The following is a 14,596-nucleotide window of genomic DNA, read 5'->3' as shown; positions in this document are numbered from 1 at the left end:
CACCTGCTCTGCGATTTGCAGAGCAGAAGGTACACGAGGATGAAGATATTCCAAGCAGGTCACTCTTTCGTGGATATCTTAAGGAACGATGCGGTCATGAACTACGAAACGATCAAGTATAATCTGGCGAAACTCGGTGAAGAGAGAGCATCAACGGTCGATGTGCTGCTCGCCATCAACACCATCGTCAACAGAAGTAGTTCAGAATGGGAGGGACGCGATTTGGTAATTCGAGCTCTCGACAAATTTAAGCTTTTCGACTCAGTCGAACAATCGCTTCTGCTTAACATGGTACGAGCTGTCGGACTATTCCCCTACATCACGCCTCACCTCAGTACCATGGCGCTTTCTGACCGCTTGGCTTACGAAGCTCACAGGGTTGAGGGGGTAGAACAGGGCATGGTGTTTCATCATTTGCAGGCCCATGTTTTCAGCTTGATCATGCAAGGCCGAAACGTGGTGCTCAGTGCTTCTACAAGCGTCGGAAAAAGCCTCATCATTGATGCTGTGTTGGCACAGCGACGATTCAAAAAGATGGTAGTGATCGTTCCGACCATTGCGCTGATCGACGAGACCCGTCGTCGCCTAGTCAAGCGCTTTAAGGACTTCAACCTGATCACGCATCCTAGTCAGGAAGCAGTGCCCGACACAACCAATGTCTACCTTCTCACCCAGGAGCGAGTCATCCAGCGACCTGATCTTGCTGATGTTGAATTCTTCGTCTTGGACGAGTTCTACAAAATCGACTTGGGTAACATAACAGATGAAAGTACACGCGCTGTAGATCTAAGTTTGGCTTTCCACAAGCTTGCAAAGACTGGAGCTCAGTTCTACATGCTCGGACCGCACATCCAAAAGATCTCTGGTTTGGATGATTACGAATACCACTTCATCCCATCCGACTACAGTACTGTCGCGGTCGACATCCAGAATTTCAATCTGGAGATGCGTTCCGAAGAGCGAAAGGAAAAATTGCTTGAGTTGGTCACAACTCTGAACTCGCCCACCCTAATCTACTGCCAGGCACCACCTAGTGCGAACAGGGTCGCCGAATATTTGATTCAGGAAGCTGGACTGACGCCAGTACCGGAGACGCAGGAAATCGCCGAATGGATCTCTAAGCACTACCACCCTGAATGGAACGTTGCCAAGGCAATCTCTCTGGGTATCGGAATTCACCATGGAGGAGTGCCGCGTGCACTGCAGCAGTACATCGTCAAGTTGTTCAACGAGGGCACCATCAAGCGAATCATCTGTACATCTACGATGATCGAAGGCGTCAACACGTCGGCAGAGAATGTGATCATTTACGACCGTCGTCTGAAAAACTCAACGTTCGATTACTTCACTTACAAGAATATTTCCGGTCGTGCTGGCCGCATGAATAAGTACTTTATTGGCAAAGTATTCATGCTCGAAGTGCCTCCGCTTGAGCAGGGCCTCACAGTCGAGTACCCCATCGGGCATCAGGATGAAAACTCCCCGATGGGGCTCCTTATGCAACTGGAGAACGAATACCTTACTGATATTTCACGTGGTCGGCTTCAAGATGCATACGCCAACCCGGTACTGTCGCCGACAACCCTAACCGAGAACCGGCACGTTCCGATTGAGCGGCAAGTCGAGGTAGCAGAAACGATAATTCGTGACCTGCCGCTCAGCAACAAACTTCTGGACTGGAAAGGCATCCCTGAGCCAAACCAGCTCAATTACCTATGTGAGCTGGTCTACAGCCTGGAGGGTGGTAACCTGATGGACTATGGGATATCGTCCAGCTCGCAATTGGTGTGGCACATCAATGCGCTCCGAATTCAGAAAAACCTGCCTGCATACCTAAGAGATGCGGTAGATAATCGGCGACAGGAACATACACCTAGTGAAGCGATCAATCTACGCCTGAAATTCATCAGAAACATGGTGTGCTTCAGATTGCCTCGGGACATCATGGCCGTAAATAAAATTCAGGCCGACGTGCTGGCGAAAGAAGGGATTGAGCCGGGCGATTTCAGCTTCTTTGCTGAGCAGCTTGAAAATATGTTCCTTGACCCGCTACTCACTGCGTTGGACGAATACGGAATTCCCACTCAGATCTCGACCCAGATCAAGAATCTTATCTTGCCATCGGAGCATTTGAACGACCTGCTGGCGAAACTTCGGGCCCTGGCTCCCAGAGTAGAACGCCTTCAACTGACTGATTTTGAAAAAAGCTTAATGCGTTGGGCTGTGTCCGAAATGTAGAGTGCTTGGCTGTGAGCAGCACCCTAAATAGCTAGCTAGTACTTTCTAAACCCATTTCACCACTGCGGAGCAAGGGGCGCTACGCCCGCCTATGCAGGGGCAGGTTTTTCTCCTGTGCGCTTTCCGTTCTCCATATCTGCTTCCGGTTAATCGTTTCCCAACACAACCCGTCCCGCAAGGGTAAATAGCACGCATGCTGCGCCCTTGCTGGCCAGAACGATGTCGGGAAAGCGAACCGTCAGGCGATACGAAGACGAAAATCACACACTGACGGAGAAAAAACCATGACGATTTCCCTGCATACCACCCGGACAAGCGCCCCTAACACCGCAGCGGCGACCAGCGTATCCCCGCTGGACCCGTCAGGCTCCTCAAAAACGAAATTTTCTAGAACCAGAAAGGATATTTATCAGACCGTTACCGACAACATCATTGCAGCGCTGGAAGCCGGTGTTAAACCCTGGTCCTGCCCGTGGCAGCGTGTCTCTGGCATGTCTGGTCTGCCTTCAAATTACGCCACCGGCGTAGCCTACAGTGGCATGAATATCATGTTGCTGTGGAGTAGTGCATCAAAACAGGGGTTTAGCGATTCACGCTGGTTGACCTACAAACAGGCACAGGCTGCAGGTGGACAGGTTCGCACGCGTGAACGTGGCACAACAGCCATTTTCTACACCACACTGGAGAAGGAAAACGACGCCGGAGAAGTTGAACATATCCCGATGCTGAAAACCTTCACCGTGTTTAACGTTCAGCAAATCGACGGCCTGGCCCTGACAACGGAAACCGTCAGCCCGGAAGCAACCTTTGACCCGTTGCCACTGGCTGAAAACCTGTTCAGGAAGAGCGGCGCAAACATCATTGAGAAAGGACAAAATGCTTTTTTCAGTCCATCAACAGATGAAGTCTGTCTACCGGAGCGCCATCTGTTTTCGGATGCGGCTAACTTCTACGCTACCGGCCTGCATGAGCTTGTCCACTGGAGCGGGGGTAAAAAACGGCTGAACCGTGAAATGAAAGGGAAGTTTGGCAGTGCGGATTATGCAGAGGAAGAATTGGTGGCGGAACTGGGAAGTGCTTTTTTGATGGCGGATCTGGGGATTGAGGGAGAGGTACAACATGAAAGCTACATTGCTTCCTGGCTGAAAGCGCTGAAAAACGACAAGCGCTATATTTTCAAAGCGGCCAGCGCAGCCTCTAAAGCGCATCGTTATCTGATGGATAAACTCTGAGGACGGAGCCAGACAACCGCAAGGGAATGCGATTACATGAGATTTACCGGCAACGCAGCAAGACGCAGAGTGAGGCGGAACGCAGCACAGCGAGTACCGAACAGTCTGTGTCTGGTTGTGGGATAAAATAATCGCCCGGCCTGGCGAGTGTTGCCGCCAGGCCGGTGGGGACATCACGATGTCCTGAGTAAAATCTTACGTATAGCTGTCTAGTGACAGGCGTTTCAGTTCATCAAGGGTATAAATGCGAAACACCCGACGGTGACGTTCTTCCAGCGGGACGTGTTGATGGTTGATGATGACATGCCTGATGCTATCAAACAGCAGCTCAAGCGCCTGCTTTTTCTGTGAGTCAGGCATGACATAAAAAACATAAATCCACTGTTTACGGGTTCGGGCCAGAAGGTGGCTGGCAATAATCGACTGGTATCGGGCTCGGGTTTTCAGGCGACGCTCGGTTTCAATGGCAATAACGTTACCGTCGGGCAGCGTCAGTAATCCGTCCGGGCGATGTTTTACCTGATACTGGCTGAGAAAGCTGGCTCGGTCGCAGTTAATCCATCCCGAAGCGCCTTTCTTCTCCAGAATAAGCCTGGCGGCCTGATTATCAAGATGGTGCTCCAGCGTCCAGCCGGTAATTCTGGACGGTTCAAACCGCGCAGGAAAGATTTTATCATTCGGGGTTAACACCACCGCCAGCCCGTCGCTGGTGATCCCCCATAATGAAATATTCATTGTCCGTGATTCAAGCACATGCTTCTGGATTAACCCCATTTGCTCTGTTTTTGCCAGCAGCGAATAAAGCGACTTATGATCCCGGAAACCAAATAACATCATCAGCGTTTTAAAATCACTGTAGGTTTCTTCTTTCAGAAAATTCAGCAGTTGTTTTATTTTTTCTCTGTTGCGTGTCTGGCGCTCTTGATATGTCGAAATCAGCATAAGTGCTCCTTAAAAATCAAGCGGGGAGAGGTGTTCTTCATCATCAGGTTTCGGCTTTACCGGTTTTACTTCGTTTTCGTCGATGGAAAGAGCCGGGTGTGTTGTCATCACATCCGACATGGCTGGTTTATCATCCTCGCAAAAATCCAGCATGATCTTCACTGGGGCTGCCGCTGCGGCAATATCAGGGGAAACCGAAAAGATTTTTAGCTGACGCTTTCTGACCTTTATCGGCGAGATCAGTGAGGCAGAAGGTAGCGTTTTTGTCGTAAAGATAAAGCTGACAAAATCGGGCAGGTTCAGGATCATATTGCTGTCAATAAAGAAACGTTCGGCCTGGCGGATTGTGCGCTCACTGTCGATGGTCTCCGTCAGCATATTATCCGTTTTAGCTTTACGGAGTTCGTCATCCACCAGAATCGTGCCTGACATTCTTGCCACCCATTCCGCCGTATCCGGGTCCATAACCCGGTAAACCAGCTTGAATTTTGCATTTTCTACCACAGCGCCGACAACCGCCTCGCCTTTTAAATCTGCCGGGCAGTCTTTTAAATCGGCAATGGACTGGTGATCCATAATAATATGTACGCCTTTATCCCGCGCCGCACCTAATCCCTCCAGTGCTGGCCTGGATAAAAGGTATTTCAGTTCGGAAAGATAAATAGCAATGGGGCGCGGTACGTCTGTTACACGGTCGCGCCTTTCTGCTAACTGGTACAGGCGAACCAGTAACATGCGCTGGGCTGTAATAATTTTGCTGTTTCGCATGGAACCGATAACATAACAGCAGCCACCTTTATCAAATATTTTTTTGAGTGAAAAACCCTCCGGTGAGTTAATGGCATTGAGTAACGCCAGTTCCTCAATCTTCCCAAAGAACGCTTTGATTTTTTCGGCAATACCCTGAACGTAATCACCGTTATAAACATCACGGAGAGTTGCCGATGGGTTATCACTGACAAATTGCGCGGCCATACGGGCGGCTTTTCGGTCATCAATACGATAGAAGTCCGATTCCTGCCCTTTTTCTGCCAGGCTGAAACCGGCAACAAACAATTCTTCCAGTTCATTGGGCGTGATATCTTCAATCAGGTTTAACTGGTATTGCTGTTTTCGCAGGTCAATTAAGGCAAAGGGTTTTCCTGCATCCTCGCAGGATTTCCGGTAAAGATGCGGTGCCCATTCATCATCCTTGGGGTCCATAACAAACACACCTTCACCGGCCAGAATACTTTGATAAAGCAAAATACCAGCGGCAACCCCTTTACCGGCTCCGGTGGTACCGATAATATCCGCGTGTTGTTTCTGCCAGTCTTTTAACGGGAGATAAATCGGTTCATTTGCCCTGCCCATGCCAGTAAAAATGCCTTTATTCAGGTCGATATAATCCAGCGGGTTATAATGCAGAGTTTTCGGCAGCAGTGATTTTACGGTGCGGACATCAGTGCGCAGTTTCCGTTCAAGTGTGGTTTTTTTTACAAGGCTTTTCTTTATCCTGTCCAGTTTCGGCGTGAATACCCGGCGAAACATAATATGAAAAATCATCCCGGTTACAGTGAAAGCAATCCGTACTGACCAGGCCAGTACCGTATTATCGCTGGTGAGTCTGGTCTTATACAGCCACTGAAAAAAGCCGATAATGACCGGGGCTAGTGTGCCAGAGAAAAAACACAGCATGGAAAAAGCGATAATCAGCTTTTTCCATAACGGGGCTTTCTGTCGTTCATCGCTTTTCATCGACGCGAAAAACGGCATCGTCAGTCCCGCTAATAATGCCAGCATCAGTTGTTGCTGTTGCATAAAAGCGAGCAGTGCCAGCATCCCGTTCACTATCGGCGACAGTGAAGCGGCCAGCTTATTCAAAATCACGGTGCCTCCTTCGTCAGCTATTCGCCCCATGACATCGCCCCATCAGTTCTCCCCGCGGTGTCGGGCGAACTGATGGGGCGAACGTCAGGGGCAAAGAAGGTGGCCGCGTTGCGGCCATGTGCAGGGAAGCATGCTTCCCTGCACGAAACGGCGTGCGCCAGTACATGCTGGCTGGACGCCCTTATGTAATGTCACATGGGGGTAATGTTCCGGCTGGACGCCGCGCCAAAACCCCCAACGTCAACGGCGGCACACCGTCGCCCGCTACGCGCGACCAACCCCTTTAAGACGCGCGTTTCGCCTGTTTTTTCTCGCAAGCTCCAAAAAACGGGAACGCTGCTTTAAAGGGGTTGGTCGCGCCTGATCGGTGATATTCCCCGCTGGGGCGGGAAATATCACCTGGCTTGACGGTGTGCGGGGCAAGCCCCCCAAATAAACCGCTGTCGTGGGCGACAGCTTTTCGCTCGCTGGGGCGGCGAAATTTATTCGGCTCCCCCCGGCCTGCTCAATTCGCTTTGGGCGAATGTTCGCAGGTGGGCGCGGTGCCTGAAAATTAGCAATTTCTGCGAAATTGAATTTCCTGTCCGCGCTCCACGTGCTTATTTTACGGCTTAACAATTTCTCCGAAATTGAAGCCAGAAATAAGCACGCCTGAAACCCGCCGTCTGTCAGTCTGTGGCGTCATTCGATACATTATCAATGTTTGTGATTCACATCTGTTCGCGGGCTATTTCAGCTAGGCATTCCCGTTCAGCGTTTAATGCCGCATGGTACGTTTCATCATCGATTTTCGTTCCCTGACTTTCGGCATACCGCCTGAGCTTCTCTGCGTCCGATTCATTAAGCTGTGATAAATGATGTCGCAATAAACCGATAAATCTGCTCTCAAATATTTCGTAATAAAGCCCGCATCCCTGATGTGCTTTTTTTGACAGAGAATCATAGATACACGTGACAGATATTCTGTCGTGATGCGTTGAGTGAATATTGGAAATAAACAGGTTTTCTTTATCCACTTTTGTTTCTCCATGCAGAAAGTATATTAAGATAACGGCCAGTGTTGTATTACCCTCTGGCCCTGCCAAACCTGGACAGGATTTTATTCACCGCCTCCGGGTCAGCACTGGCGCATTCCCCCAGAAAATCTTTTCTGGCATTCAGTGTGTGGTTGGGTAAAAAAACGTGTTTATTCTTTTTAATGATATTGAAGAAAGCACGCTCCGCAGAACGGCATTCGCTTCCTCCACTGTTTCCGGTTGCTTTACCGTACATACAAAGCACCACTTCGCACGGGTCAGCAGCGAAAGAATAAACAGGCGTCCCGGCAGTAATGCACAGCACTGCCGCCGCAATAACGGAATATTTCATGATGACGTCCTTACGGTAAGGTGAGTTTAAGAGGGGCGGAAGTATTTAATGCGAGAAATAAATACGGGTGTCGCTGCATGTCAGGCAGTCAGAGACAGGCTGATATTCAATAACGCCTTTTGAACCATGCTGGTGAAGCAAGCTTTTTGCCTTAAAGAAGGCCGAACCTGATGGTGCAGCAACAACAATACGCGCAAAGTGGGCGACCGCGTAAAATACGGCGGGCGTCCAACGTGTCTCATTAAAATTCCGTGCGTGAATGGATAATAACCATTTATCGTTAACCACCGGAGAAGGAATGATAACCGGGTTGTCTCGCCATTGCGGTAAACCGGTATTGACTGACTGGCCCGGTTTATCCCATTCAACAGGAACCGGTGGCGGGGGTGAAGAACAGCCGGAAAGTACCAGCGAAAATAGCAGCATATTGATAACCTTCATCATGCTTTCATCTCCTCAAAAAAGGCGCTGCGGTGCAGTGGCCGGAAATAAATATCATTCATCCGGCGCACATTACCGTCCAGGTCGATACTCACGATAACGTCCAGACTGTCCAGTACCTTGCGTAACATAAAGGTGTAAGGGAGTCGGGCGCATTGCGGGTTTTCATAACAGCGGGTAATAAACCCGTCTACCGCTTCCATTGCTGAACCGGCATGGATAGAGGTCATACTGCCTTCATGGCCGGAGCCGGTTATCTTGAGAAAATCCCAGGCCTCACCGCCACGCACTTCGGTTAATAGTATGCGGTCGGGATTCATACGGTAATTCCAGCGCAGCAGGCTGGCGGGCGTCACAATTGACCCTTTTTCATCTGCCGATTCCGACGGATAAAAAAGGTGGACGTAGTTTTTATGGATAAATAGGGTGATTTCCGGGTTATCTTCAATGGTCGTAATACGCAGATGAGGAGGGATATAATCAATCAGCATCTTCATATAGGTGGTTTTCCCGGTACTGGTTTCCCCGGCCACCGCAATGGTTTTACCGTATTCCACACATTTCTCCATAAAGCGCGGAATGTCTTTTGCGTCATATAAAGCCAGTAATTCCTGATCGTGCGTCTGCGTTTTTTCCGTGCCCGTCACCCGGTTATAAAACCCGGCGGCGATATAGTCCTGATGCGGGATTTGCACCTGTGAGGGTTTACGCAGGGTTATGGACACCGTGTTACGCTCGCAGGCCGGGGGTACAATAACCTGACAACGTTCGCCGGATTCCAGCGTGGCTGACAGCCCCGGCTTGATATCTTCGATATTGTCGCCGTGATGCTTCGCTAGGCATCTGGCAAAGTTGTAGCAGCCCTCATAATCCAGCGGGACAGTATGCTGTTCCCAGATGCCATCAATTTTGGTGAATAGCTCACCCGGGCGGTTGACGGCGATCTCTGTCAGTCCTCGGCGATCCAGAAAATCGCCAAAAAATCGCTGCTTATAGCGGTCGAGAGAGATGTTTTTCATGTGATATCCTTGGATCGGATAAATGTGTGGAGGGAGCATGTCGAAGACGAAGGTACTGTTCGCTTATTGCCATGAGCTGGGGCGCTGCTTGTCTATTGATGAAGCGCGAACGGAATTTTTTTCCAGAAAGCCGGAAGAAAGAAAGCGGTTCACTTTTTCCTGTAGCGATCGCAACTGTAATGTCACCATCAGTGGCGTTAACTATCACGTCAAAGCTGAAGATGGTGAAAAATTCAAGGCCGCACACTTCCGTTCACCCCATCCTCACAGGTTCGGATGTGAATGGGTCGAGTTCACCGAAGATGCCGATCAGGACAGACGTCCGGACGAATCAGAAGCTGATTTCACGGAAAGAAAAGCCAAGCAAAAGCTGACGGACTATATCAACTGCTTTGATCCTTCAATTGATGATCCTGATGGTGAGCCAGCCGATCCCGCTAAGCTTGCTACTCCTGCATATGTAAAAAAACCTGACGGGGATGATGATAAGCCCGGTACAGGTGAAGAGCCCCGTTGGAGCCGCTATACGCGAACTAACCAGCTTCAGCGACTTATCGACACATGGCAGGAAGCGAAAGAAACGCTGCCTCAGGATGAGTTCAGGGCGTTGAGACTCAGGATCATGCACCACAATCAGGTCTATCTTCATGAATATATAACGCATATTCAGCGAGGATTGACTAACCCGTACGCGGGCGTCATCTATGGTGGCGGGACGCTAATGCATCGGTATGGACGGGGTTTTCTTTTTAATTTCTTTGATAAACATGAGGGTAAACCTGTTCGCCTGTACGTCAGTAAAGATCTGATGGCGAAAGGCCGGTTTGGTCATTATATCGATGAAATTCTGGACACAGAGAACGTCAGATATTTCCGTGTGTTTCTGCTCAACCCGGTTGTTTCTGAACGGGAAAATAGCGCAGGAAAAAGCGTTATCAACCTTGAAATATCAAAGCTGCGTCAACTGGCGATTTACTACGAGCTGAACTCCAGCAAGGCAGATGATTCTCCATCAACGGAGAAGGATGGGGATAGTCCGGCATAGCGGGCTAATGTCGTCACAAGAATGATAATATCGGTGACGTCAGGCAGCGATATCTGCTTATGTGCCAGCCGGATATCGTCTGAGGAAACAGGTGGTGCATCCAGAGGACCTTCACAGATGGTGAGGCAGAAAGTTTGTCCTTCTCCTGAGTCAATCATGAGCTCTGTCAATGCGCCCCCGGCACGATAACATGTCATGACTATTCTCCTGATCCCGCTAAGATGTGACATTACGTCGTTGACTACGGCATTGTTGTAATCGTCCCTAACGATGACGTCTGTCGCGGTGACGCCAAACAGAAATTTTCGATTATTCACTCTTCATCCTCAGCGTATAGATGCCGGAAAAATCAATATCCTGTCCAGTGATCAGATTGATGATCTCACCCTGATTTTTGTAGAGGGTCGGTGGGATATTGATGCTGTTTTCCAGCGTGGTTCGCGCCATATCTGCCATCGCCTGACGACTGTTTTCGGTATAGTCCGTATTACGATCTTTCTGACCGACGCTGTTGGATGCCCATGCCCCAATATCAGGGATCATACCAACCAGTAATGCGCCGCCGAATCGCTCCCTGAAATGCGTGTCGATCCAGCCGTCAACGCCAGCCTCGCCGAGCCCTCCGGCAGCGCGGGTATCGACCAGCGGAATATCAAGATAAGGGGGCTGGCGAGTACGCAGCTTTGTGATGATGAGAAAGGCGCGTCCCTGTCCGTGCGTCATCCCGGTTTCCGCACCCGTCTGGTAAATGCCCGTTGCGGTGGTCCCTTTTTCAATCAGTTTGGTATTACCGCTGGCACTCCAGATATCGTCGGCGATCGTGCAGCGGATTTCCCCCGCCCGATCCGAAACAAAGCGGTAATCCAGTGAGCAGGGAATAGCGGTATTTTCCGGGACGTACAGGTCCGGATTGTAAGGAATACGCCGAACTGCTGCAGGGGAGGGTTCCGGTGGTGGCGCGGTGGTGTTTTGCTGATCAGTGGATGACGTTCCTGACTGTTGCATGTCAGAGGTTGCCTGCGACATCTCCTGCTGCCGGGTCCGTACCGGGTTTTGGGCCGCAGCGGCTGAACCATCGCGCCGAACCAAAAAATGGGCTTTATCAAGTTGAGGCGGCATCTCAGGCTCCGGGGCTGTCGTCATGTGCGGGCTGTTTTCTGCCGGTTCCGATGCTTCGGCTCCGGTATCTTGCGTACCCAGATCGGTACGCTGCCGGTAATCGCTCCTGTTCGGCTGTGGCTTAGCATCCTGCCGCTTCTCTTCACCGGGTTGCCAGAGCAGATTGCGGTATACCCAGTTGCCCGCCCATGCCAGCGCAATCAGCGCAACGGCGGCGATCGCCAGAAACGCGGTGGCTTTCCCGCGCCTGCGCTTTTTCAGTTTGTTGACGGCGGGTTGTAGCGGATCGTCCTCTTCATCGTCCTGCGCGGTGAGAAGCGCCGTTTCCCGCCTTGCTCGGGCCTCGCGCTCCAGCGTGGCAATATCATTATCTCGTTGTGCCGGAGAAGGCACTGAGCCATCAGGCACCGGATGCGGGTGTTCATCGTTCATCTGCATGACTCCTAAGTTGTCAATGGGTTGCGGGCTTTTCCACCCGTTCGACATACGGTGAAACCGTGGCACCATCAGCGGCCTGGACCTTACCGAAACCACGATTTTCCAGACCGACCACGGCGTTACCGGAACGCAGGACCAGACGGGGCGTGACCTCCTGAATAACCAATACGGTGAAGTTGCCTTTTCTGCGGATACTGCTGTTAACCACATGCTCCTGGCCGTTCAGCTCCTTTGTCACGGAGGGAATAGATTTGGCCGGGGAGAAGCCCACGAACGTAAAGCGGCCATCGTCATACGCGAAATCCGGCACGATACGGGTGCTGTCGCGCCCCGGATATTTGAGGTAGTCCCAGTTGCGTGGCGTCTGTGCGGCATTCAGGGCCTGCTGAATGTCAGCCTGCTGCTGTTTTTGCTCCTGCTCCCGCATTCTGGCCGCTGTCTCACGGCTGGCCTTTTCCTGTGCTTCACCCGGATAACGGTAACTCACCTGGAAAGCGGGCTGCTGCGGTGACTTATCATCGATGACGTTCAGCTCGACGTTGTAGAGCCGACGGGTGGTGACGATCAGCAGGTTGGTATGCCAGTCCTGGCTGTTAGGGGGGATCACCACCTGCGTGGTGTTACCGTCCGCGCCGGGCGCGCCCTGAACGAGCGCCACCGGGCGGACGTTGACCCGGTTGGCGTCCGGTGTGGCTTCCCACGCTTCTTCAAAACCGGGTCTGGCGCTGATAACCGCTTCGTCGCTGTCAAAGACCAGCGTGGTCATGAAGCCGGGCCGGGTGCTGACGACAGTAACGTTCAGTGGGTTATAGACAACCTGCTGAACGCGGGCATCATAGCGGCTGGCCTGCGGGATGGCCGCGCACCATGCCGTGCCACACATCATGAGCGCCAGCGGGATAAGAGTGATGCTTTTCATTATTCACCTCCCCGGATTTCACGGTCTGCCTGCCAACTGGTCACGGTAAAACCGAACGGGTTAACCTCCCGCTCCGTATCGCTCATTTCTCTGCCGGGGTCGGAGTGAAATGTCAGGCGGGCATCCCAGTATTCGGTGCGGGTGCTGTTGTCTGCGAGGCGGCGGATGGTCTTTTTGTAACGGAGGGTGGCAACTTTATCGGGATCCGTGCCTGAGGTGATCTGGTTTGACAGAATGTCGATCCGTACGGTATTTGTCCCATTCTGGTACACCTTGTCCGGGGCATCTTTTCCGGCATACAGCGCCAGATAGTCATCGTTGACCTGAGGGCTGTTATAAACCTGTACCGTGGCGTAATCGTCCTGCAGAGAAGGGTAAACATAGCGTTCACGCAGCCTGACGTAACCGGACGTCATCGCCTTCTGATAAGCCGCCTCCGCCGTCAGACTGGTTTTCGATGCACGGGTGACGTGCTCGACTCGTCCGGTATGATTATCCACAGTGTACAGTTCAACGACCGTCTGTTTCAGGGGCAGCATCAGCACCACGGCGGTAAGCGCCATTACGGCGGTGAGCAGGCCCGCACCGCCCACCATAAACCCGGCTTTTGTGGCACGTTTGTCCCGCTCAATCATCTGCTGTTCAAAGGTGCGGGAATCCGCAATGAGGGTCTGTTCACTCATGACTGTTTAACTCCGCCATTATCTGAGGGGTGTTCACCGGGATGCCTTGACCACCAAAAGCTGGGGGACGGGAAGATTGCGTGCAGCCGAAAAGCGCGCACAGCAAAACCAGCGCAATCAAGCGTTTCATGGGGTGTTTCCTTAGTGAGATGAAAACAGGGTTATGTTTTCGTCGGAGGGATTAACGGGAGTATTTCAGCAGGGATGACAGGTTTAACGATGGAATTTCTGAACGGCCGTTTCTCTTGATCGCGCCAGTCTTCGGGCTTCGTTGCGGGCAATCATCTGCTCAATCGCATTCTTACGTGCCTGAGCTGCGCTGTATCCCGGACCGCTGCCGGGTTTACCCGCACTGGCATCCCTCCAGCCCTGGATATTATCCTGAAGGGTGCGGGTAGTCTGCTTACCGGCTCCTGCTGCCACTTTCCCGGCACCAAACGCCGCCGCGCCGATACCCACCGCCGCCAGCCCCTGCATGGACACGGTTGCACTGGCCCCGGCCAGCGCGCTGGCCAGTTTTGCGGAGAGGTAGACCAGTATTGCAGCACAGACACCGGCCAGACAGACCTGTGCGCCTAGCTCTACAATGTTGGATTGTGCAGACAGTTGTGTTGCAATATCTAACCGCGAGTTTAAATAATTAACGACAATACGTAGCGACAACGCAGAAAACAGAACCGTTAATATGGCGGCGAAAACATTCTGCAGCCAGTTGTTAAACATGGGGCGTAAAAAGCCATACAGCAGACAAAAGATAAACACGGGGGCGGTAATACTCAGCAGTAAAACCATGACTTCCGCGATCATCGAAATAAAGGCGGTGATAATCATTAAAACGAATATGCCGAGCCAGACATAAAATTGAGCCGTCATACCCTCATCTTTTACATAGGTTGAGTTATCCATGTCGTGTAACGTTTTACCCAATACCTTCGCTTTACCCCATAAGCTATCCAGTAACTGCCAGATATTATCGCTGCCGGAAAATCCCTCCTTCAGGCCATTAATGGCATCTATCACCCCATCGAGATAACCGCTGACATTTGCCACAAAAGACAGGATGATTGCCATCCTCATGATGTCCCACGTGACATCCTCCATTGGTGTGGACAACTTACCTGCCAGGATCTGGTATCCACGCCACATGATATAGAGCGTGGCTGACGTTGCCGCCAGCCCCACCATCATGGAGGAGTATGACATCATCAGTCCCTTTGTGGCGTCAGTAACTCCTCCTATCAGGTGTTTTTCAACACCGATAAATACACCACCGGGCATATTAA

The 14,596-nt window shown here is 51.4% G+C and carries 14 protein-coding genes; 3 read left to right on the top strand and 11 right to left on the bottom strand.

The window, feature by feature from the left end; genetic code table 11:
- Nucleotides 1-96: 96 nt before the first annotated feature.
- Complete coding sequence (locus DD586_RS13240; RefSeq protein WP_041164987.1) at nt 97-2,238, top strand: DEAD/DEAH box helicase; 2,142 nt, start codon at nt 97-99, stop codon at nt 2,236-2,238.
- 284 nt (nt 2,239-2,522) lie between these two features.
- Complete coding sequence (locus tag DD586_RS13235; protein WP_012885336.1) at nt 2,523-3,470, top strand: ArdC family protein; 948 nt, start codon at nt 2,523-2,525, stop codon at nt 3,468-3,470.
- Nucleotides 3,471-3,665: 195 nt separating this feature from the next.
- Here DD586_RS13235 and mobC read toward each other — a convergent pair whose 3' ends face one another.
- The 6 genes from mobC to virB11 form a co-directional block, all read right to left on the bottom strand.
- Nucleotides 3,666-4,412 carry a MobC family replication-relaxation protein gene (mobC, locus tag DD586_RS13230; protein WP_012885335.1) on the bottom strand — a complete coding sequence of 249 codons (747 nt, stop codon included), beginning with the start codon at nt 4,410-4,412 and terminating at the stop codon, nt 3,666-3,668.
- Between the two features lie 9 nt (nt 4,413-4,421).
- Nucleotides 4,422-6,281, bottom strand: coding sequence for a type IV secretory system conjugative DNA transfer family protein (locus tag DD586_RS13225; protein WP_012885334.1), 1,860 nt, complete (start codon nt 6,279-6,281; stop codon nt 4,422-4,424).
- A 710-nt stretch (nt 6,282-6,991) separates the two neighbouring features.
- Nucleotides 6,992-7,297 (bottom strand): hypothetical protein, encoded by a 306-nt coding sequence (locus DD586_RS13220; protein ID WP_012885333.1) that lies wholly within the window; start codon nt 7,295-7,297, stop codon nt 6,992-6,994.
- A 49-nt stretch (nt 7,298-7,346) separates the two neighbouring features.
- Nucleotides 7,347-7,649 carry a TrbM/KikA/MpfK family conjugal transfer protein gene (locus DD586_RS13215; RefSeq protein ID WP_012885332.1) on the bottom strand — a complete coding sequence of 101 codons (303 nt, stop codon included), beginning with the start codon at nt 7,647-7,649 and terminating at the stop codon, nt 7,347-7,349.
- Between the two features lie 45 nt (nt 7,650-7,694).
- Complete coding sequence (locus DD586_RS13210; RefSeq protein ID WP_012885331.1) at nt 7,695-8,093, bottom strand: cag pathogenicity island Cag12 family protein; 399 nt, start codon at nt 8,091-8,093, stop codon at nt 7,695-7,697.
- Nucleotides 8,090-9,109, bottom strand: a complete 1,020-nt coding sequence (gene virB11, locus DD586_RS13205; RefSeq protein WP_012885330.1) for a P-type DNA transfer ATPase VirB11 — start codon at nt 9,107-9,109, stop codon at nt 8,090-8,092. Before virB11 ends, DD586_RS13210 begins: the two co-directional genes overlap by 4 nt.
- 37 nt (nt 9,110-9,146) lie before the next feature.
- Between virB11 and DD586_RS13200 the strand changes: the two genes are divergently transcribed.
- Nucleotides 9,147-10,154 (top strand): hypothetical protein, encoded by a 1,008-nt coding sequence (locus DD586_RS13200; RefSeq protein ID WP_012885329.1) that lies wholly within the window; start codon nt 9,147-9,149, stop codon nt 10,152-10,154.
- Between the two features lie 309 nt (nt 10,155-10,463).
- Here DD586_RS13200 and virB10 read toward each other — a convergent pair whose 3' ends face one another.
- The 5 genes from virB10 to DD586_RS13175 form a co-directional block, all read right to left on the bottom strand.
- Nucleotides 10,464-11,705 (bottom strand): VirB10/TraB/TrbI family type IV secretion system protein, encoded by a 1,242-nt coding sequence (gene virB10, locus DD586_RS13195; protein WP_012885327.1) that lies wholly within the window; start codon nt 11,703-11,705, stop codon nt 10,464-10,466.
- Between the two features lie 19 nt (nt 11,706-11,724).
- Nucleotides 11,725-12,630, bottom strand: a complete 906-nt coding sequence (gene virB9, locus DD586_RS13190; protein ID WP_012885326.1) for a P-type conjugative transfer protein VirB9 — start codon at nt 12,628-12,630, stop codon at nt 11,725-11,727.
- A complete protein-coding gene (locus tag DD586_RS13185) occupies nt 12,630-13,313 on the bottom strand; it encodes a virB8 family protein (RefSeq protein ID WP_012885325.1) in 684 nt (227 codons plus the stop codon). The genes virB9 and DD586_RS13185 overlap by 1 nt, the downstream gene beginning before the upstream one ends.
- Nucleotides 13,306-13,443, bottom strand: a complete 138-nt coding sequence (locus DD586_RS22125) for a hypothetical protein (protein WP_012885324.1) — start codon at nt 13,441-13,443, stop codon at nt 13,306-13,308. The genes DD586_RS13185 and DD586_RS22125 overlap by 8 nt, the downstream gene beginning before the upstream one ends.
- A gap of 83 nt (nt 13,444-13,526) precedes the next feature.
- A complete protein-coding gene (locus tag DD586_RS13175; RefSeq protein ID WP_012885323.1) occupies nt 13,527-14,591 on the bottom strand; it encodes a type IV secretion system protein in 1,065 nt (354 codons plus the stop codon).
- Nucleotides 14,592-14,596: the final 5 nt, after the last annotated feature.

It is taken from the genome of Dickeya parazeae Ech586, assembly GCF_000025065.1.
In the GTDB taxonomy this organism is placed as follows: Bacteria; Pseudomonadota; Gammaproteobacteria; order Enterobacterales; family Enterobacteriaceae; genus Dickeya; species Dickeya zeae.
The sequence above is the reverse complement of the archived record's forward strand: the minus strand, read 5'-3'. Positions and strand labels throughout refer to the sequence as shown.